This is a genomic window from Keratinibaculum paraultunense, from assembly GCF_016767175.1.
Lineage (GTDB): Bacteria > Bacillota > Clostridia > Tissierellales > Tepidimicrobiaceae > Keratinibaculum > Keratinibaculum paraultunense.
Genome location: NZ_CP068564.1, coordinates 2,061,925 through 2,082,695, shown reverse-complemented (window position 1 = coordinate 2,082,695; position 20,771 = coordinate 2,061,925). Strand labels below are relative to the sequence as shown.

The 20,771-nt window shown below is 29.7% G+C and carries 21 protein-coding genes and 1 pseudogene; 16 read left to right on the top strand and 6 right to left on the bottom strand.

All coding sequences use genetic code 11. The annotated features are described in order from the left end of the window. Nucleotides 1–80 precede the first annotated feature (80 nt). The 8 genes from JL105_RS10200 to JL105_RS10165 all read left to right on the top strand — a co-directional run bounded on the left by JL105_RS10200 (nt 81) and on the right by JL105_RS10165 (nt 10,143). Nucleotides 81–1,205 carry an ArsR/SmtB family transcription factor gene (locus JL105_RS10200; protein WP_132028505.1) on the top strand — a complete coding sequence of 375 codons (1,125 nt, stop codon included), beginning with the start codon at nt 81–83 and terminating at the stop codon, nt 1,203–1,205. Beyond that, nucleotides 1,174–2,988, top strand: coding sequence for an ABC transporter ATP-binding protein (locus JL105_RS10195; protein ID WP_132028502.1), 1,815 nt, complete (start codon nt 1,174–1,176; stop codon nt 2,986–2,988). Before JL105_RS10200 ends, JL105_RS10195 begins: the two co-directional genes overlap by 32 nt. Then, the gene (locus JL105_RS10190) at nt 2,975–4,765 is read left to right on the top strand and encodes an ABC transporter ATP-binding protein (RefSeq protein ID WP_132028499.1); all 1,791 of its coding nucleotides are present in this window, start codon (nt 2,975–2,977) and stop codon (nt 4,763–4,765) included. Before JL105_RS10195 ends, JL105_RS10190 begins: the two co-directional genes overlap by 14 nt. A 59-nt stretch (nt 4,766–4,824) precedes the next feature. Then, entirely contained in the window at nt 4,825–6,201 is a 1,377-nt protein-coding gene (gene rlmD, locus JL105_RS10185) for a 23S rRNA (uracil(1939)-C(5))-methyltransferase RlmD (protein WP_132028497.1), read from the top strand. 237 nt (nt 6,202–6,438) lie between these two features. After that, entirely contained in the window at nt 6,439–6,996 is a 558-nt protein-coding gene (locus JL105_RS10180) for an RNA polymerase sigma factor (RefSeq protein ID WP_202690513.1), read from the top strand. Continuing rightward, complete coding sequence (locus tag JL105_RS10175) at nt 6,980–7,948, top strand: DUF4367 domain-containing protein (protein WP_202690512.1); 969 nt, start codon at nt 6,980–6,982, stop codon at nt 7,946–7,948. Before JL105_RS10180 ends, JL105_RS10175 begins: the two co-directional genes overlap by 17 nt. Nucleotides 7,949–8,749: 801 nt before the next feature. Beyond that, complete coding sequence (locus JL105_RS10170; protein ID WP_132028176.1) at nt 8,750–9,430, top strand: hypothetical protein; 681 nt, start codon at nt 8,750–8,752, stop codon at nt 9,428–9,430. 404 nt (nt 9,431–9,834) lie between these two features. Further along, nucleotides 9,835–10,143, top strand: coding sequence for a hypothetical protein (locus JL105_RS10165; protein WP_132028178.1), 309 nt, complete (start codon nt 9,835–9,837; stop codon nt 10,141–10,143). Between the two features lie 338 nt (nt 10,144–10,481). Here JL105_RS10165 and JL105_RS10160 read toward each other — a convergent pair whose 3' ends face one another. Together JL105_RS10160 and JL105_RS10155 are read right to left on the bottom strand one after the other, a co-directional pair. Then, nucleotides 10,482–10,994, bottom strand: coding sequence for a hypothetical protein (locus tag JL105_RS10160; RefSeq protein ID WP_237722276.1), 513 nt, complete (start codon nt 10,992–10,994; stop codon nt 10,482–10,484). After that, complete coding sequence (locus JL105_RS10155) at nt 10,973–11,317, bottom strand: IS110 family transposase (protein WP_202690511.1); 345 nt, start codon at nt 11,315–11,317, stop codon at nt 10,973–10,975. The genes JL105_RS10160 and JL105_RS10155 overlap by 22 nt, the downstream gene beginning before the upstream one ends. Before the next feature lie 89 nt (nt 11,318–11,406). On the opposite strand from JL105_RS10155, the gene JL105_RS10150 reads away from it, so the two are divergent. From JL105_RS10150 to JL105_RS10140, 3 genes are all read left to right on the top strand, one after another. Continuing rightward, entirely contained in the window at nt 11,407–11,967 is a 561-nt protein-coding gene (locus JL105_RS10150) for a DDE-type integrase/transposase/recombinase (protein WP_132028180.1), read from the top strand. Nucleotides 11,968–12,582: 615 nt separating this feature from the next. After that, entirely contained in the window at nt 12,583–12,786 is a 204-nt protein-coding gene (locus tag JL105_RS10145; protein WP_132028182.1) for a hypothetical protein, read from the top strand. Nucleotides 12,787–12,889: 103 nt separating this feature from the next. Continuing rightward, on the top strand, nt 12,890–13,492 hold the full coding sequence (locus tag JL105_RS10140) for a hypothetical protein (RefSeq protein WP_132028184.1): 603 nt from the start codon (nt 12,890–12,892) through the stop codon (nt 13,490–13,492). A 288-nt stretch (nt 13,493–13,780) separates the two neighbouring features. On the opposite strand, the pseudogene tnpC reads toward JL105_RS10140, so the two are convergent. From tnpC to tnpB, 4 genes and pseudogenes are all read right to left on the bottom strand, one after another. Continuing rightward, a pseudogene (gene tnpC / locus JL105_RS10135) lies at nt 13,781–14,529 on the bottom strand (IS66 family transposase). 106 nt (nt 14,530–14,635) lie between these two features. Further along, nucleotides 14,636–14,824: a transposase gene (locus JL105_RS10130; RefSeq protein ID WP_132028188.1), complete on the bottom strand. Its 189-nt coding sequence runs from the start codon at nt 14,822–14,824 to the stop codon at nt 14,636–14,638. Nucleotides 14,825–14,935: 111 nt separating this feature from the next. Beyond that, nucleotides 14,936–15,073: a hypothetical protein gene (locus JL105_RS10125; protein WP_158280026.1), complete on the bottom strand. Its 138-nt coding sequence runs from the start codon at nt 15,071–15,073 to the stop codon at nt 14,936–14,938. Between the two features lie 28 nt (nt 15,074–15,101). Next, the gene (gene tnpB, locus JL105_RS11705; protein WP_132028190.1) at nt 15,102–15,236 is read right to left on the bottom strand and encodes an IS66 family insertion sequence element accessory protein TnpB; all 135 of its coding nucleotides are present in this window, start codon (nt 15,234–15,236) and stop codon (nt 15,102–15,104) included. 671 nt (nt 15,237–15,907) lie between these two features. Here tnpB and JL105_RS10110 point away from each other — a divergent pair. The 5 genes from JL105_RS10110 to JL105_RS10090 all read left to right on the top strand — a co-directional run bounded on the left by JL105_RS10110 (nt 15,908) and on the right by JL105_RS10090 (nt 20,696). Further along, entirely contained in the window at nt 15,908–17,164 is a 1,257-nt protein-coding gene (locus JL105_RS10110) for a hypothetical protein (RefSeq protein ID WP_132028192.1), read from the top strand. A 61-nt stretch (nt 17,165–17,225) separates the two neighbouring features. Then, entirely contained in the window at nt 17,226–17,951 is a 726-nt protein-coding gene (locus tag JL105_RS10105; protein ID WP_132028194.1) for an ABC transporter ATP-binding protein, read from the top strand. Then, complete coding sequence (locus JL105_RS10100; protein ID WP_132028196.1) at nt 17,938–18,681, top strand: ABC transporter permease; 744 nt, start codon at nt 17,938–17,940, stop codon at nt 18,679–18,681. Before JL105_RS10105 ends, JL105_RS10100 begins: the two co-directional genes overlap by 14 nt. A gap of 207 nt (nt 18,682–18,888) precedes the next feature. Beyond that, the gene (locus JL105_RS10095) at nt 18,889–20,016 is read left to right on the top strand and encodes a sensor histidine kinase (protein ID WP_202690510.1); all 1,128 of its coding nucleotides are present in this window, start codon (nt 18,889–18,891) and stop codon (nt 20,014–20,016) included. Continuing rightward, on the top strand, nt 20,013–20,696 hold the full coding sequence (locus JL105_RS10090) for a response regulator transcription factor (RefSeq protein WP_132028201.1): 684 nt from the start codon (nt 20,013–20,015) through the stop codon (nt 20,694–20,696). The genes JL105_RS10095 and JL105_RS10090 overlap by 4 nt, the downstream gene beginning before the upstream one ends. Nucleotides 20,697–20,771: the final 75 nt, after the last annotated feature.

Here is a 20,771-nt window from a genome sequence, read left to right as displayed (position 1 = left end):
TATAGATAATTATTAAATATATTTGATAACCATCTAATATAAATATATAATATAATCATAAAAAAAGAAAGGGTGATTTAATGGGCATAGGGTATGACATTATTAGTTCTCCTAATTGGCCTTTAGAAGTGGTAAATTTTCTATTGGAAATTAAAATGGAACGGGAAAAGGAGGTTATAAAAAATCATAAATCCTTTGGGAAAACAGAGGAAGAAATGCTACAGTTTTTTAAACCTTATTTAGACTATAAGGAAGTATTAAAAAAAGAAATATTACCTATTTATAAAGAATATCCAAAACTAGAAATTGTTTTTAGATTAGATGATGAAGATAATACCCATGATCAGCCAGATTTAGTTCGTTATACTACCAAGATAGAGGATGAAAAATATAGAAGACCTCTAACTGATGAAGAAGCAAGCAAAATTGTAGAAGATGCTATATTGGATGTGCTTCGAACTTCTTTTGTAGAATTAGAAGATAATGCGAAAATAAGATCTTTGTCCCATCTTATAGAACTTCTGGAGAGTGTAGAAAAAACAGCAGAACAAAAATTACAGATTATTTCTCTTTATGAAAATAGATGTGAATTTATGAGAGAATTTCAGGAATTTATCGAAAGAGCTATACCTATATTTAAAGCTCATTACCCTATTATATCTAAGGATGTTAATATGGCTTTAAAAAAATTAGAACAAATGGAAGATTTAAAATCTACACTATGGAAAATATTTTCTACAAAACCAATAGATGCAGAAGAAATTATTATTAGAATAGGTATTTTTTCTTTTAATCAATTATCTGCTGAATATGATGAAAATATTTTAGAATATACTGTTGGGATTTATTTCTTTTTACTTGATGAATTAAAAGAAAAATATGGAACTCAATTAGATGCTTTAGTTACAGATTTAAAAGCAATAGCTGATAATACTAGATTAAATATTATGTATAGCTTAGCAAAAGAGCCTATGTATATTCAACAATTAGCAGAAGAATTAAATTTAACTCCAGCAACTATATCCCATCATATAGACGTTTTACTTAAAAGTGAATTAATATCTATTACCATGGATGTAGAGAAAAGTAAAAAAATTTATTATGAAGTTAACAAAGAAAAATTAAAAACTTTAGCTAGAAATATTGAATCCATAGGGGAAAGGAGTAATATGGATGGAAAAACAGATAAAATATCCATTTTGTAAAACCATAAATAGATTGATTAAAAATGTAAATGAAAAAAATCCTAAATTATATATTTACTTTTTTATCTATACTATAGCTGCTATTATATACCCATTTTTTTCTATTCTTCTGCCTAAATTGTTAATAGAACAATTTAGTTTAGGAAGTATGATAAGCTTAAAAAATATCCTCCGTATAATTTTAAGTTTCTTTATTCTTAGTAGTATAGTAGGATTTATTGAAACTTATATAAAAAGTTCTTGTTATACTAAAATTACAGCTTTAAGACTAGATTATTTAAAGGATCAATTTCAAAAATTAGTGGAAATGGATTATAAATATGTAGAAGATGCTAGTTTTTATGAAACCTATGATAGAGCATTGGAGGCCAATAATAGTAACGATAATGGTGTAGAGGGAGTTTATCATAAATTATTTACAACACCAGCAGTATTTATAACCTCCATATTGTTTTCCATTTGGATTGGTAGGGTTAGTATTTGGATTTTACTATCATTAATTTTAAACGTAGTAGCTAATCTATGGATTCAAAGAAAAGTAAATGAATATGAATATAGCATGAAAAAAGAATTATCTCGTCAAAACAGGAGGAAGAGATATTATTATGAAACTACCCATGATTTTAGCTTTGGAAAGGAAATTCGGCTATATAATCTAAAGAATAGGGTTTTAGAAAACTACAATAAAGAAATTCAAAAATATATAGATTTAAATAAATTAATTAAAAAAAAGGAGTTTGCTTTAGGATTTTTAGGACTATTTACTTTATTCATAAACCAAGCTGCACTGTATGGCATATTGATATGGAAAGTAGTCCATGGTATGAGTATTGCAGATTTTTCTATGTACTTAGCATTAATACTTCAACTTTCCCTTTTATTAAATACTCTAATAGAAGATATATCCTTCATATATCGTGAATCCCTATATGTACATGATTTCTTTAAATTTTTGGATACTGATTTAGGAGAAATTGGTGGAGAAAAAAAGGCTATTGAAAAGGACACACTGGAAATTGAATTTAAAAATGTTAGCTTTAAATACCCTAAAACAGATAATTATATATTTGAAAATTTAAATTTTAAAATACCTAAAGGTCAAAGACTAGCCATTGTAGGTTTAAATGGGGCTGGAAAATCTACTTTAGTGAAACTTATGACAGGATTATATGATGTAGATGAAGGAGAAATTTTAATTAATGGTATTCCCATTAAAGATTTCAATAAAAAAGAACTTTACTCTATGTTTTCTGTAGTATTTCAAGATGTGAATATTTTAGCCTATACTTTGGCAGAAAATGTAGCCTGTGCATCCGAAAATATAGACAAGGATAGAGTATATGAAGTTTTAGATAAAGTTGGACTTAAAAACAAAGTAGCTTCTTTCCCTAAGGGTCTAGATCAAATGATGCTAAAGATCATAGATGAAAATGGAACAGAATTATCTGGTGGAGAAAGTCAAAAGCTAGCCATAGCACGTGCATTATATAAAGATGGAAATATGGTAATAATGGATGAACCTACCTCTGCATTAGATGCATTGGCTGAAGCAGAAATATATAAAGATTTTAGTGAATTAGTAGAGAACAAAACCTCCATATATATATCTCATCGTCTATCTAGTACTAAATTTTGTGATGCCATAGCTTTATTTGATAAAAGGGGTTTGATAGAATACGGTACCCATGAAGAACTTATGGAAAAACGAGGGGAATATTATAAGATGTTTACTATTCAAGGGAAATATTATCAAGAAGGAGGAGAAATAATTGAAACAGCTTAAAAAAATGAAATCATTTTTAAGTATTTCTTGGAAGGCTTCCCCTAGTTATATTATACTATTACTAGTAAATGCTTTATTAGAAAGTGCTAGAATTGTTGTAAATATTATATTACCTAAGTATCTAATAGACGAATTATTAGGGAATAAAGATCCTCAAATGCTTTTAATTTTAGGTTCTGCCATTGTTTTATCCAATGTAATTTTCAAACTTATTGAAAATATAATGAAAAAGCAATTGACCATAGGACGAATTAAATTAGAAGAAAAGATGAGTCAAATTATGGCAAATAAGATTATGAATGTGGATTTTTCTTATTTGGAAAACCCATATTATTTGGATTTAAAGGAAAGAGCTGTTTTTGCCATTAATAATCAATTAGCATTGGAAAATATAATTGTAGGAATAACTAATACAATAAGGGATTTAATCACCATAATTAGTTTACTTATAATACTATTTTCATTATCCTGGGTATTGGTAGTATTTTTATTATTAACTATTGGCTTAAACCTTTGGATATACAGTTCCTTTGCCAATTATCAACAAGAATTTTTCCAATCTATAATCCCCATCAATAGAAAATATGGATATTATATGGGGCTTGGTTTTCAGGATAAACCTCAAAAAGATATTCGTCTTTATAATATGGGACAAATGTTAACTCAGAGAGTGATAGAATACAATAAAGATTTAATGGATGAATTTCAAGTTTTTTATAATAGATTAGGAAAGATAGAAGGATTATATAATGTAATCAATGTTTTACAAGCAAGTATCGCCTATGGATATGTGGGACTTAGGGTTATTAGTGATAAATTTGGACCCAATATTAGCATTGGTTCTTTTACTATGTATGTAAATGCAGCAATTAACTTTTCTCAAACTACTACAAAATTAGGAGAGAATATAACATTAACTTTTCAAATGTTACAATATTTAGATCCATTTATGGAGTTTATATCTCTTCCTGAAACCAAGGAATATAGTGGGAATTTAAAAATGGAAGATGAAATTAAATCCATATCCTTTAAAAATGTTTCCTTTAAATATCCAGGTAGCGATAAATATGTATTAGAGGATATTTCCTTTGATATCAAGGGGGGAGAGAAAATTTCTATTGTAGGATTAAATGGGGCAGGTAAAACTACATTGATTAAACTATTGTGTCGTCTTTATGAACCAGATTCTGGAGAAATATTTGTAAATGGACACAATATATATGATTATGAATATGAGTCCTATATGGGAAAAATAGCTGTAATATTTCAAGATTATAAACTTTTTGCATTTACTGTTGGAGAAAATATTAGTTGTAATGAGGGATATAAAGAAGATAAAAAAATAATGGATTTAATAGAAGAAGTAGGATTGAAAGAAAAAATTGATTCTTTACCCAATGGGCTAGATTCCCTTATGGGAAAGGCTTATGACGATAAGGGTATAGAGTTATCTGGTGGAGAAAGTCAAAAGATTGCAATAGCTCGTGCACTATACAAAGATGCTCCTTTAATTATTTTAGATGAACCTACATCTGCATTAGATCCTTTAGCAGAAGCGGAGATATATGAACATTTTAATACTTTGGTAAAGGGTAAAACTGCCATATATATTTCTCACCGTATGTCTAGTAGCGTATTTTGTGATAGGATTTTACTTATTGAAGATGGCAAGGTAGTAGATTATGATAGTCATGCTAATTTAATGGAGAAAAAGGATAGTCTATATTATAAATTATTTACTACTCAAGCGAAGAACTATCAACTAGATATAGCGTAAATACTTCCTTTATTTTTTCCAATAAAAACTGGTATAATAATTTGGAAGGAGTTGAGTATATGGCAAGGAAAAAGAAAATAATTGAAATGGAAATAAAAGATAATATCTTTTCAAATAAATCTGTAGGAGAATTTGAAGGTAAAAAGATCATATGTAAAGGTGGTATAAAAGGGCAAAGAGTTAAGGTTCTCTTAGGCAGAAAGAAGATGGATTATATTGAAGGGAAAATACTTGAGATATTGGACAAATCCCCTATAGAAACGGAAATAGGTTGCCCTCATTTTGGAAGTTGTGGAGGTTGCACTTATCAAAGAATTCCCTATGAAGAGGAATTGAAATTTAAGGAAAGTTTAGTACTTGAACTGTTTGAAAGAGAAGGTATAAAGGATTTTAACTATTTAGGAATAGAAGAAAGTCCCCGTATAGAAGGATATAGAAATAAGATGGAATATACTTTTGGGGATATAGAGAAGGGAGGGCCATTGTCTTTAGGTCTTCATAAAAGGGGAAAATTTTATGAAATTGTGGAGGTTACAGAATGCAATATTGTAGATAAGGATTTTGTAGTCATATTAAAGGAAGTGTTAAATTATTTTAGGGAAAAGGGAATACCTCACTATAATAAAAAAAGTCATACTGGGATATTGAGGCATCTAGTTATTAGAAAAGCTTTATCAACAGGGGAAATACTTATAAATTTAGTAACTAGTTCTCAAGGAGAGATAAATCTAGAGGAATTTAAGGATTTGCTTCTTGGATGTGAGAAGATAAAAGGAAATATTGTAGGAATATTTCATACTATAAATGATAGTTTAGCCGATGCTATTAAAGTAGATGAGTTAAATTTAATATATGGGAGGGATTATGTAATAGAGGAAATATTAGGATTGAAGTTTAAAATATCCCCTTTCTCATTTTTTCAAACTAATACCTTTGGTGCAGAAAAGTTGTATTCCATAGTAAGGGAATTTGTTGGAGATGAAAAGAATAATGTAGTATTCGACTTATACTCTGGTACAGGTACCATAGCCCAGATTTTGTCACCAGTATGTGAAAGGGTAATAGGGATAGAGATTGTTGAAGAAGCTGTAGAGATGGCTCGGGAAAATGCTAAGCTAAATGGTCTTGACAATGTGGAGTTTATTGCAGGAGATGTCTTAAAAGAGGTAGATAATCTAAAGGAGACTCCTGACTTAATAATAATAGACCCACCTAGAGATGGGATTAATCCTAAAGCTATAAACAAGATAGTAGACTTTAATCCTAAAACCTTTGTATATGTATCCTGTAATCCTGTTACATTGGTTAGGGATTTGAAGGTGTTTATGGATAGGGGATATAAAATAGATAAGATGAAGTTAATGGATATGTTCCCGAGAACGACACACGTTGAGAGTATAATTCTGATGACGTATTGTGGTTTGGAGGACAAATAGCAAGACTTGACTACAATATGTAGTGGTTTGAGTAACAAATTTGGGTCAAAAATCGGTGAAAAAACACCCTTTTTTGACCCTTTAAAATAGGGTAAAATATATATGACATAGGGTAATTAGAGAGATGATACCCTAAAATCTAAAATAATTCAATATTTGTTAGCAAATAAAATTGTTATTATTTGGTAAATTAATGTTATAATTGAGTTACTACTTAATGCTCATGGGGTGAAAATTTTGATAATTATACTATTTGGTGTGATAACAGATGACGAAGTAGATTTTATTAATAGGATTTTTTCAAAAATGAATGTAAAAATGTATAATATTTCTTTTAATATGTTAAAGAATAAATTTGATGCAGAAGAAGCTGTATCACAAACATTTTTAAAGATTATTGACAATATAGAAAAAATATCTGCTTTGCCATGTCCCCAAATAGAATCCTACTGCGTTATAATATTAAAGAATGAAACAATGAATATCATAAGAAAACGTAAGAAAATCATATATGTAGAGAATGTAGATTATTTTGATCACAACGAAGGAGATTATGATATTGAAGAAGAATATTTAGAAAAAGTAAATAAAGAACAATTACTTTCCTGTATTAATAGACTCTCAGATGATGAAAAAATTTTTATTCATCTACGCTTTGTCAATGAAATGAGAATTAAAGATATTTCAGAGCTTTTAGGAATTACTGAAGAAGCTGCAAAAAAACGTGGTCAACGCATTTTAAAAAAACTACGTCTATATTATGAAGAAGGTGATATAAGTGTCCGAAATAGCTAACAATATTATGAAAGAGGTATGTCAATTATCTTTTCAGAATGAATTAGAAACAATCACTAAATTAAATATGAATAGTATTAAGTATCAAACATTAAGTGAAGAGCAGGTTGATCAATTAGCTATAAAAATAGGTTTATTACCATTGGAGTATCGTAATATTCTTTTCTTTCGATATTGTTTTAATAATCCTCCTTCTAAAATAGAAAAGATACTTGAGATAGAAAATGTTATAGGTAAATTACGTTATATACAAAAAATGCTATCTGCTTTTATGGGACTTAAAAATTCATGGATTGATGATAACTCTATGAAAAAAGCTTGTGAAATAGCTCTTATAGAAGAGACAAAAGACTATGATAATACCCTAGCATTACACAAACCTAACTATTCTAAGAGCTTCAGACGGAAACTAAAAGATATTAAGATTTCACAAAAGACTAATAGTATATTCATGAAAATGGTTAAAAGAGTAGCTGCATTTATAATAGTATGTTTTTTAAGTTTTTCTACTGTTTTAGTAGTTAATGCGGAAGTACATGAAAGGTTTTTTGATTGGGTAGTTGTAACATTCCCTAAGTTTAGCATCTTCATACCACAAAATATAAATAAAGATAATATCGATCTAAAGTCATTAAAAATCAATTATGTTCCTATGGATTTTAAATTGGTTAATGTTAATGAAGGAAATAACATGCTTATTTATAATTATGCCACAGAGAATAATCAGAGGCTTGATGTAAAATTCTTTTCATCATCTAGTGGAGTTCAATCATATTATGATACGGAAGATGCAGAAATAGAAGAATTTATTTTTAAAGAATCAAATGCTTATATGTGGCAAACTGATGAAAAGACCAAATTAATATGGTATCAGGATGATGTTGAATGTCATATTTCAGCAAACTTAGATAAAGATGAGGTTATAAAAGTAGCAGAAAATATTTTGAAATAAAAATTATTAAATAAATATGTCCCCTTTTTCCTCCTTGTGCGTTATATAAATAAGAACCTAATAACAATAAGGAGGATTTTTAATGGGATTTAAGGAGATATTTATAGTACCTAAAATTCTTAAAAAATAAATTCTAAAAAGATGTCCCCTTTTCTTTCCTCATGCGTTATATAGGTAAGCAGCAAAAAAATTTAAGGAGGAATTTTATGAAACTTAAGAAAACAAAAGTAGCACCAATAGCAATAATGATTGCTCTAATTGCTGGAAATGGCGGAGTAAGTACCGCTTATGCAGCGGAGCAACAAGAATAAGTAACATCAAATATAAGTTACCAAGTGGTTACTCCACTTTGGGATGAAATAAGTAATATCTTAATAGATATTTCTGCATCAGGCACTACTCTTTATCCAGAGGTATATATAAATGCTAAAAGTTCTTCAAGTTCAATTAGCGGAACAATGTATTTAAAAAAATGTTTCCGGGAAATGGGTGACTGATACTTCATGGAAAATTGAAGGCACTGGAAATGTATTTATATCAAAAACACGTAATGGGGTTTCAAATACAGAGTACCGTGTACGAGTTGTAGTGACTGTGGCAGGAGAGCAAGCTGATGTTGTTTCAACAAATCCTATCAGGTTTTAATTTAATTTTAAAGAGATTTAACAAGTAAAATCAGCAAAGGAGACATTAATAGTCTCAGTTGTTAAAGAAAGGAGATGGTTCCCACGATTTATTAAGACGAACTTTGTTCTAGTAGTGGTCACATGTTTTCTATTAAATATAAAGGAGGAAAAATAAATGAAAAAACTTAGTGTGATTTTATCAATTTTTTTATTAGTCGCAATGACTGGTAATGTTTATGGAGCTAGTATATTTGAAACAGGTATTTGGAGAGAAACTGGTCAGTTAAGTAATGGTATAAGTTATGGCATTAGAGCCATGACAGAAGAAGAGAAAGTAGCCTTTGAATCTGGGGATATTAGCCAAATCAAAGCAGCTTTTGAACCTAAAGAAACTAGAGAAATTGATATATTCAAAACGGGAGATTGGAGAGAAACTGGTAAATTAAGTAATGGAATGAGTTATGGTATTAGAGCTATGACAGAAGAAGAAAAAGCAGCTTTTGAATCTAACGATGAAACAGAGATTTCACTATTTTCTTATTCTTGGTCTGGCAACGTAAATGTTCCTATTTCAAATAGTTCTGGAACAAATGGTAAACAATTAGGCAGTGCATTTATTATATCACCAGATTCATATGCAGCTATAGGAGTAGGTTCTTTACCTAGCACAATGCCAACAGTCAATATTAGTGCAGCGTTTACTAACGGAATGGATAGTGATTGGGTCCCTAATGTAAGAGCAAATGAAGTAGTTGTAATAGATCCGGGTTCTTATAGCAACTACGAGATGGTTGTAAAGGTCAGCACATATGAGAGCAAATCTGCATCAGCAAAATTCTCAATTTCTACCTACTAATTAAATGTGACCAATCCGGAAAGCTTTATAAAAAAGATTATATATTAATTAAATTATATAGGGTGTATTCTTACACCCTATATTTTAGGGGGGGCTAAAGTTGAAACTAAAAAACTTACTATAACAACTATAATCATACTAGTCAAATATTAATTACCTTATGAGAAGAACTCAATGAATTATAAATAGCTTTATTAAGGTTAGAGAATACGTCCTTTCTCCCCAATCTCATGCGTTATATAGGTAAGCAGCAAAAAAATTTAAGGAGGAATTTTATGAAACTTAAGAAAACAAAAGTAGCACCAATAGCAATAATGATTGCTCTAATTGCTGGAAATGGCGGAGTAAGTACCGCTTATGCAGCGGAGCAACAAGAATAAGTAACATCAAATATAAGTTACCAAGTGGTTACTCCACTTTGGGATGAAATAAGTAATATCTTAATAGATATTTCTGCATCAGGCACTACTCTTTATCCAGAGGTATATATAAATGCTAAAAGTTCTTCAAGTTCAATTAGCGGAACAATGTATTTAGAAAAATATACTTCTAGAAAATGGGCAAGCGTAAAATCATGGAATTTCAGTGGAACTGGTAATGTATTTGTATCAAAAAGTTATAAAGGAACACCAGGTATTGAATATCGTACTAAAGTTGTAGTAGATGTGGATGGCGAAAAAGCAACTGCTACCTCTGGAAGTTGGAAGTTATAATCCTTATTTGGTTGCTTGCTTGTTTTAGTGCAATTATCAAAATAATTTTCATATAGTTCAAAGTCAAAAGGCTCGTTTTTAACCAGAATATTATATACACAAACTAATAGCATTCTAGCTATTGCAATAATAGCCCTTTTATGACCACGACGTTTTTTAATGCTTTGATATCTGTAATAAAAATAAGAACATTTTTTATCTTTAATAGCAGCATTTGCACATTGAACAAGCAATGGCTTGATATAAACACCAGCACGGCTAATACGAACAACCAGCATTTTCATTATTTTGCGGTGCTAATCCAGCCCATGAACAAAGATTTTTAGAATCAGGAAATACTACATATCTACACCGATTTCAGAAATAATAGCGGTAGCAGATTTAGTTGTTATACTTGGAATAGTAGCAAACAATTCTATTTGAGACTTAAAATCTTTGGCAATTAAGAATATAGCTTCATCAATTTGAGAAATACAAATTTCAACATAACTAAGGTGGTTAAAGCATACATTCATCTTAGATGCTTGCTCCTGTGAAATAGTACCTTGCATGGACATATTAATTTCATTTGCCTTATGAAGCATACTTTTATGAAGAAAACTAGTATAATCTGTATCTATTTCATCAGGGTGTTCCATGGCATATTTGATAATTGTAGAAGCAGATTTGCCAAAAGAATCAGAGACTATATTGGATATCATAATATTAGATACGGTAAGGGAATTTTGAATACGGTTTTTCTCACTTGAACGAACACTAACCAATTTGGTCTTATAACGCATTAAGTCTCTAAGTTCTCTAATATTTCTAGGGGGAATAAAGCTACCTTTTATAAGACCATGCTTATGCAAATCAGCAATCCAGATAGAATCTTTCTTGTCAGTTTTTTTACCAGGTATAGCTTGATATACTTAGGGTTTGCTAAAGTGATGCTACAGGAATCTTTGAGGATGTTAAAAACGGCAATCCAGTACTTGCCAGTGCTTTCCATACATATATCATAACAATTATTGTCATATAACCATTTTTTAAAGTTGAGAAGATCATTAGTGTAAGTAGTAAATTTTTTAGTTTTGTAGGTAGTAATATTATTTTCAGTGGAAGCAATGGTAGCAACAATAAATTTTTTGTGGACATCAATTCCACAGCAAATAGGATAAACTATTTTTAACATAACTATTTAGCTCCCTAACCGTTTTGGACAATCGCACACGGTTATAGTAAAATATAATCAATAGGAGGTTGCCAAAATGAGAAGTAAAAATACAAGAAAGACAAATTAAACAAAAACATCCAAGGAAAATAGCTCAAAATAGAGAAATTATAAACTCTAATGCTCTTTGGGAAGTAGATATTAAATATGGTTATATCCATGGTGAAGATAGATTCTTCTATATAGCATCTTTTCTAGATGTATATAATAGAAATATAGTAGAATACCATATGGGATTATCATGTACTGCAGAATATATAACTATAATTCTTAAAAGAGCATTAATGAAGCGTGGTCTATATGATAAAAACATCGACTTAGTAATAAGATCAGATAATGGGTCTCAATTCGTTAGCCATAAGTTTGAAGATACCTGTGAAGAGTTAAAACTAGAGCATGAGAGAATACCCTTTAAGACTCCAAACAAAAATGTCCATATAGAATCTTTCCATAGATTACTAGAGAATGAATGTTTATCAAGGTACGAATTTGAAAGCTATGCTGAGGCATATAAAGAAGTTTCAGAATACATGAACTCATATAATAAAGTTAGAATTCATGGCTCAATAGGGTATATTCCTCCAATTGAATTCTATCAAAAAACCTTGTAAGGAACAGCTAAACAACTGGTAGTGAAGCTTTAATGTTTTTTCGCTTAGGAGTAAATAACATAAATATTTAGCTGAAATCAAGGGCCTGCCATAGCAGGGGCGTAGCCTTTACCCTTGATGATGAATATTTATGTATAATAAAAAAAGCGAAAAACATAAAAATATAGATAATCTAAGAAAAAGAAAGTATTCGTGAGTTTTTGTCCAATATTAAGAGGTCAATCCGATAGGATGTGATATCAAAACATATTTATATATATTTATATCTAGGTTTTATATTGAATAATTTATTTCGTAAAAAGGATAAATTTATTATCTGGTTTTTTACTTCATTCAATAACTATGTCAATAAGTATCTATTACTATGTATCTTTGCTATATAGTAACTGCATTAGAACAATTAACCCTACGGTTATTTCAGAATTAAACTCATTGAATATCAGGGTTATCGGTAGTTTTTTGGCGATAAGTATTTTTATTTTAATAATAGGAATGTTTTTGTTAAATAGAAATGGGATTAATGAATCCAACTCATGAAAGCTGTTTATATTCACAATATCTAAGTAGTCTTTTTTTGAAAGAATTCTAAAGATTATATAAAAGAGTTAGAAATAGATGTGTACAAATAGAGATGAAGAGATAATTGTTAAGAAGAAAGAGTGGACTTTGGAATATTTGCCTAAAGGATATTTAATAAAAAATTATGAAGTGCTAGGAAATGTCATAAATATGGAGTTTATAAATAACCAAGGTTATAAAATTAGATTTTCTTATCGTCCAGAAAATAGTATTACAAATTTTCAAACGTTATATAAGTAAGAGCAGAAAAAGCTCTATAAAATGAAAGGATGTGATACCAATGAAAATTTAAAATGCAAACATTAATTTAAAAAATTACATGATTAGAAAGGAGGTAATGGAAATGAGGAAAAAGTTTTTTAGTGTCATACTAGCACTTGTAGTGGTTGTTTCATTAATTTCAATTAATGTATATGCTACTAGTAAAGATGGGATAATGATAGATAAGCTACTTAGGACGGAAATTGAGCCGTTGAATGTAAATGAATTAAGAGCCTTAAATGCTGGTAAAGATATCTGTATAAAAACTATTGAGGAGGATTTGAGTAATTTACAGAATGATGAAAGTTTTTATACTGTCAATGTAGATACAGATGACATATCCCTAATGGCATCAGAAAAAGTTATTGATAAGAGTTTAACAGACTCAGATGGATCTCAATCTGTTAGATTTGATTTGACTTCGGATATGACTTACTATAAGGTTTGGATAGATAATACAAGTTCTAGGAAATATAATGTAACTATCACATATAAGACTAGTACTGGAGATGTCATAGAAGAGTTCACAGTTGACGCAGGAAAACGAGTTACAAAATACTATGAAGGTAAAGTTGGCTTATTTTCATCTAAAACAAGATATGTGAATATTACGTCAACAGATGGTTCTGCCCTTAGTGGAACAATAGCGGTGAGAATTGCTTCAACATTAGGTGAGTTACAATAATAAGAAAATAATCTTAATCTGATCGAAGGGGCTGTCGGGGAATAGTGGATCTATGTCAATACTTTGGACAAAAATTTAAGTTTTCTGGTGATTTCCCGCTACCTTTGACAAACCATTCATAAATGCTTTGAAATTTTCACCGTAAGCGTACAATAAAAGATGTATTGTATAATTATAGGGATATCGGTATGATATCCCTATAAGAGTATTTATTAAGATTTACATGTTTTTTGAACTAATTCATCCCAAGGCATCATTAGGTCTAAGATCTTGGAATTTGTTTGAAAATCAGATCCTGGTAATAATGACACAGTTACCATCTTCTAAATAGGTTTCTAATTTATCTTTATGGTTTAGGGCATATTGAAGAGCCTTCCCAATATTAGATTTAGGAAGTACTTTTTCATTTGTACTTTCTACCCATGACCAAAAGGCTTCTAGAACTGTTTTTTCTTTTTCTAGACGCTTAATCTTTCTATCTTCTGGTGATAGGTTTTTAAATTTTCGTTCCCAGTTAAATAGTTGATTGCAATATGCTATTCCTATTGATGGTAAGGTTGCTTCTGGACTTTTCATATCTTTAGAGAGAGCATCAGAAAAATACCTCCTTACATGTGCCCAGCATAAACAGTGGTGGATATCTTTTACTTTACTATAACCTGAGAATCCATCTGTATGGAGATATCCTTTAAATCCTTTTAAGGATTCTTTGGCATTATCTCCTGCTCTACCAGATGCATATTTAAATATTCTTATTCCGTGTTTTGCATTAACTGAAGTGGAGTATACCCACATATATGATTTTGTGGTGTTTTTCTTATTTCCTTCATTTAATACTTGGACTGGGGTTTCATCAGCATGCAAATATTTATCCTTCAATAGTTCTTCACGTAGTTTTTCTACTACAGGGTTTAACCATTCTTCTGATGTTTTTATGATCCAATTGGATAGGTTCCACGACTTAATGGAAATCCCATCTGTTTCCAATCTTTTTCTTGACGATATAATGGTACTGACTGTACAAACTTTTGATACATTGTCCAAGCTACACTTGAAGCAGTAGCATAGGAATGCTGAAGTACAGGTTCTGGTGTATATGGATTAAATATCCCAGGTCTACCTTCTTTTTTACATGTTCTGCATTCATATGTTTCCTGTTACTAGCTGACCATCTATGGCAGAAGTTTTTTCTGTCTTTCTTCCATAGAGTTTTTTAATTAGGTATTCAATATTTTCATTAGCCTTTTTTAATTCTTCTTTAAGGACTTCTATGGTTTTATTTTGGGATTCAATTGTATCTTGTAGTGTCTTTATTAAAGAGTTATCATTCATTTAAGTATTGCCTTTCTTCTGTGTTTTTTCTAATTATATTATACTACTTCTAAGAACCAAAAACAACAAAAAAATGCTTGAAACTATGTACTTTTCAGTAGCCCCAAGCATTTATATTATTCTTTTATTATCTAACTTTTGAATAGCATTTTTCTGATCAATTGATAATCCTTCTATTAACCATCTATATTGCTGGGCAGTAATTTCTCTAACCTCTTCTTGTAGTTCTTGACCACTGAAACACTCCACCTTCTAGACGTTTGTAGAGAAGAAGGAATCAATCACCTTCCCAAAGGAGTGCTTTCATTCTATCACTTCTCCCTCCACAAAAAAGGAATAATACATTTTCGAATGGATTTAGTTTAAAATTTTGAGACACTATGGCTGAAAGTCCATCTATGGATTTCCTCATATCAGTCTTACCACAGGCAATATATATCTTTATAGCATCAGGAAATTTTATTCTTATAGTTATTTACCGATTAAATTAAGTACAACGGTTAATGTATTTGGATCTGCTCCATTTAAAATTTCAATTTCATTTCCATTTGAACGAAGGATAGCATAGGTAAGCGTAAAACCCAGCCCACATTTTAATCAATCATATTCCATGAGACAATATCCTTAATATTTACAAACGTCAATATTTTTTTGTACAAAAGTGCAAATATTTTCATGCACAATTAATTATCTTTTTGACCGACCTTGGATAGGGCCTCAGCAATCCTGTAAGAATTGCCAAGGATTTTTACAATACTAGAGTAGCTTATATTTTGCAAAATGCTTTATTCTAGTTTCTAACCTATTTTCTAAATAAGCCTTTTTTAATTGATCTATTAAATAATGACATTTAATTCTTTATGATGCGGAAATCCTTCTACTTTTACCATTGTATTCATTTTCTACTCCGTAGGACTTAATTTAGGAGTGCCTTTAGGTCTCTTTAAGTCTTGCATTTTCCTTAATTTAATAAATTGTTAATAATTAGTTTATAGTTATTCAAGATAAATAATGTATCATATAATTATACTACATAAAAGCTTAAGCTTTTTTTAGTAAATTATATGATGGGAGGCAAGGAAAATGAGATTTAGTAAAAAAACTGCTACAATATGTGCTTTTGTGCTAGGGGCTACCATTTTAGCAACGTCAGCTTTTGCAGATACTATGCTTGGTTCAGGATATTATAGCTTGAAAAATTCTATAAAGACAACAATGACAAAATTAACAAGTGAAGTTGACAACTTTAGTGTTGATGCTACCCTATCTCTTAAAATTGACGGCAAGGTATTTTCAGAATCAACATCTAATACAAAATTCGATATTAAGAACAAAGCTAAAGAATCAATAGATAAGGATTTTAAAAAAGGGGAAGTAAGAGAGAATTATTGGTACAGTGATGAAAACCAGAATATATACAAAAATTTTGAAGATGATTCTTATGATGTATTTGAGAAAAGAAAATCTAATAATGAAACTAGTAGAATGATTGAAAATCCATTTGAGGAGGAGCAAGTAAAGGATGCGGAAAAGGTTCTTGATGCACTTGTAGGGAATTTACAAGATGCTATTCAAGTGGAGGAATCCTCTGGAAAGAAAATGTATGTAGGTAATTTATCAGAGACTCAAATTCCATCTGCTGTTAATGCTATTTCTTCCTTTATTTTCAAATACAATATACTTGACGAATGGGATGCAAAGAATCTAGATGTTCCACATCCTAAATCAAATATATATCTTATGGAAGCAGCAGGAAAGGCAATTGAAAATGAAGATGGGATTATAGAAAGTGGAATTTTTACTGCAAGTATATCTGCACAGGATAGTAAAGGAATTGAACACATTTATTCAATAGAATTTTCAATTGATATAAAGGATGTTAATAGTACAGTTGTTAAAGCTCCAAATTTAGAAGGTCAAAAAGTCACATATAGCAAAGAAGGTTATGAATTTGACAGTAAATATATTGGCAAATACAAAAACGATATTGTTAAAGAGGAAGGTAATTCCTTTATAAAAGTTGGGGAAAGGTTTATAGAGATAACTTCTGTTAAGGATGGCAATATAAAAGGTAAATATTATGAGGTCTATAATGAGGGATATGAAGTTGATACTGTAAGAAGCTTTGATTTCTACTCAAACCATGATGAATCAATCGGTTTTACAATAATACATTATACAGATGATAAGGGAGAGAAGAAAAGGGGAATTATCCATCGAGAATATTTACAAAATATTAGAGTATCTTTTAATGTTACAATAGAGGAAGATAATAGTGGGTATAGTTATTCAACTAACGAAGATGGATTTGATAATACCTTTATTAGAATATTTGAATAATAACTAAGGGTGCAAAAGTTTTTACTTTTGCACCTCTAAGCTATTTAAAGGAGGATTAATATTGGATAAAGCAATTGTTATTGAAAATTTATCAAAAAAGTACAAAAATAATCGTGGAATACAGGACATTAATTTAGAAATTGATCGAGGAGAAATATTCGGTTTTTTAGGACCCAATGGTGCAGGTAAAACCACTACAATGAAAATTATGGTAGGTCTTATGAAGGCTGACAAAGGTGATGTTAGAATAAATGGCTATAGTATTTCAAAGGACTATGAACAAGCAATGAAAAACGTTGGCTGTATTATAGAGAATGTAACACCATTTCCTTATTTAACAGCTTATGAAAACATGAAATTATGGGGACGGTTTTATGACGATGTTGATGATACAAGAATCGATAAAAGCTTGGAGATTACAGGAATTATTAAATATAAGAATGAAAAAATAAAAAATTATTCCTTAGGAATGAAACAAAGACTTGGTATTGCTATTGCAATTTTATCCAATCCTAATGTTGTAATTCTGGACGAGCCCTTTAATGGATTAGATGTTGAGGGAATGGTTAAAATGAGGGAATTAATAATTCGCCTGTCAAAGCAGTACAAAACAACATTTTTTATATCTAGTCATTTAGTACATGATATAGAGCTTACATGTGATAAAGTTGGAATTTTATACCATGGAAAACTTTTAAATATTGATAGTACGCAAAACATTCTAAAAAACTATTCTTCTTTGGAAAACTATTATTTAAGTGAGGTTGATTTAAATGGAGATGCTTAAGGCGGTTTACACAAATGAAATATTTAAAATATCAAAAAAGAAAAAAATAACTGCAGCATTGATATTCTCGGCTCTATCTGTTATAGTGTTAGCAATTGTGGTGTATTCGTTAAATAACTTTACAGGAATACGTGTGACAGGAAGTTCAGAATTTTCAATAATGGTTTTGACGATTTTGAGTTATTCCATTTTCCCACTTTTTACTACATTTATTTGTATAGATATGTTTGCTGGTGAATTTGCTGATCATACAATTAAATTTACTCTCACAGGACCTGCATCAAGGATTAAAGTATTTTTGGGAAAAATCTTTACAGTTGCTACTTTTATAATTGGTAATCTAGTTTTTGTCATGGTTCTTTCAGTTGTTGCCTCATTATTTATAAATAAGAACATACCAAATCTTTTTAAGATAATAATATCTTATATTATGGCATTTATGCCAATTTTTATTTTTTCATTAGTGGTTATTTTGATTTCTAACATTACAAAAGGTACAACAAGTGCCTTTATGCTTTCTATTTTTATATTTCTGACTTTTAATGGATTAGGTTTTGCTTTTCCCCAAATTAAAAGTTTTTTATTTACATCTACTTTTGACTGGTACAGATTGATTTTAGGAAACTATATAAATTTTAGTAAGATTATTAGGATATTTCTAATTTTACTGGGTTACGGTATAATGTTAATTGCAGCGGGCTATTATTTATTTGAGAAAAAGGATATTTAGGATGATTATATGAAATTAAGACAAAGATTTTTAACACAAAGTGTATTGATCCTCATAAGCACAATTGTTATTACTAGTTGTTTTGGTTTTATATATACCTATTTTTACAATTTATTAAATGATTCTCAGGCTACTAGAGGTTTAGGTAAAACAGCTATTGTTTTAATGGAGAAGGATAATATTTTATATAATAGCGAAGGTTTTACTATGCTGGAGATTAAAGAAATGCTGATGAATCTCAGTGTTGGAAATGATTATTATGAATATGGGAGTAATAGATATAGAATAAATGCTGAAAACTTTACAACGCAAGATGGCAATAATTATAGAATAATAACCCTTAATCAAATTATAAATGTTGGTGATTATTATAGATCGCTACTTGTATTTGTTTTTATAATCTTTTTAATAGTTTTTGTTATAGCTAGCTTAATTGTTCAAAGGCAAAACATGAAAAACATTATAATTCCAATTACTAATTTAACAAAAGAAATGGAGAAATTAAGAATTGGTGAGCTGGAAACAGCAATTACAGATAAGGGATATGGTGAAATTAGAGAACTTGGAATTGCTATTGAACAATTGCGCCTTCAGCTAAAGAACTCTATATATTATCAGCAGAGAGTTGATGAAAATAGAAAGTTTTTAATATCAAGTATTTCCCATGACCTTAAAACCCCTGTAACATCAATAAGAGGGTATATAGATGGAGTTCTTGATGGGGTTGCAGATACGGATGAAAAGAAAAAATATTACTTATCAAAGGCTATAGAAAAAACAAATATGATAAATACAATGATTGAGGATTTATTATTATATTCTAAACTAGATTTAAATCAAATGACATTTGAAAAGGAGAAGGTTGATATTGTAAAATACATAGAGAGTTGTATTGAAGATAGTTCAGAAGATTTTTTACGTGAAAATAAAAAAATATATTTTGATAATAAACTTTTAACTACATCTTTTGTTATGATAGATGTTGAAAAGTTTAAACGAGTTATCCAGAATATTATGGATAATGCTAAAAGAAGTATAGAAACACAAACAGGTCAGCTTAAAATAATGTTAAGAGAAACAAATTCTTCAGTTATAATAGAATTTAAGGACAATGGAAAAGGAATCAGTAAGCAGGATTTGCCACATGTTTTTGAAAGATTTTACAGAGCTGATACTGCAAGAGAGGTTGAAGGTTCAAGTGGTTTAGGCCTTGCAATTGCAAAACAAATTGTTGAAGGATTAGGGGGTAGAATATGGGCAATTAGTGAAACTGGTCAAGGAGCCTCCATTATTATTTCTCTGAAAAAGGTTAAAAAAGAGGAAGTGATAACTTGAAAAGGATTTTAATAATTGAAGATGATAAAAGTATATCAGAGCTTCAAAAAGATTATTTAGAAATGAGCGGTTATGAGGTTGTATGTGCTTTTGACGGTAATTCTGGCCTTGAATATATTAAGAATGAAGATTTTGATCTAATCATTTTAGATTTAATGCTTCCCAAAAAGGACGGATTTGATATATTAAGAGAAATATCTGATACAAAACAAATACCTGTACTTATTGTATCTGCAAAATCTGATGAAATATTTAAGATTAAAGGATTAAACTTGGGAGCTGACGATTATATAACTAAACCTTTTGGTATGGGTGAACTGGTAGCGAGAGTAAATAGTCATATAAAAACATATGAAAGGTTTAAAAATAGTTCTAAAAGGAAATTGATAACAGTTGGAGCATTATCTATTAATAAAGAAGATCGGAGAGTCTATATAGATGATAATGAAGTTTTTTTAACTCTGAAGGAGTTTGATTTGCTTTTATTTTTAGTAGAAAATCCAAATAGAGTTTTTAGCAAAGAAGAATTATTTGAAAGGGTTTGGGGCTATGACTCTTTGTCAGATGCATCAACTATAACTGTACATATAGCAAGAATAAGAGAAAAAATTGAAACTAATCCTGAAGGGCGTACATTTATTGAAACTGTATGGGGTGCAGGATATAGATTTAAAATATAAGCTGATATTTTTATAAAAGGATGCAGGACTACTAGAATCCTATTTATGGCAAAAGAGGCAAGGATCCAGAAGAAA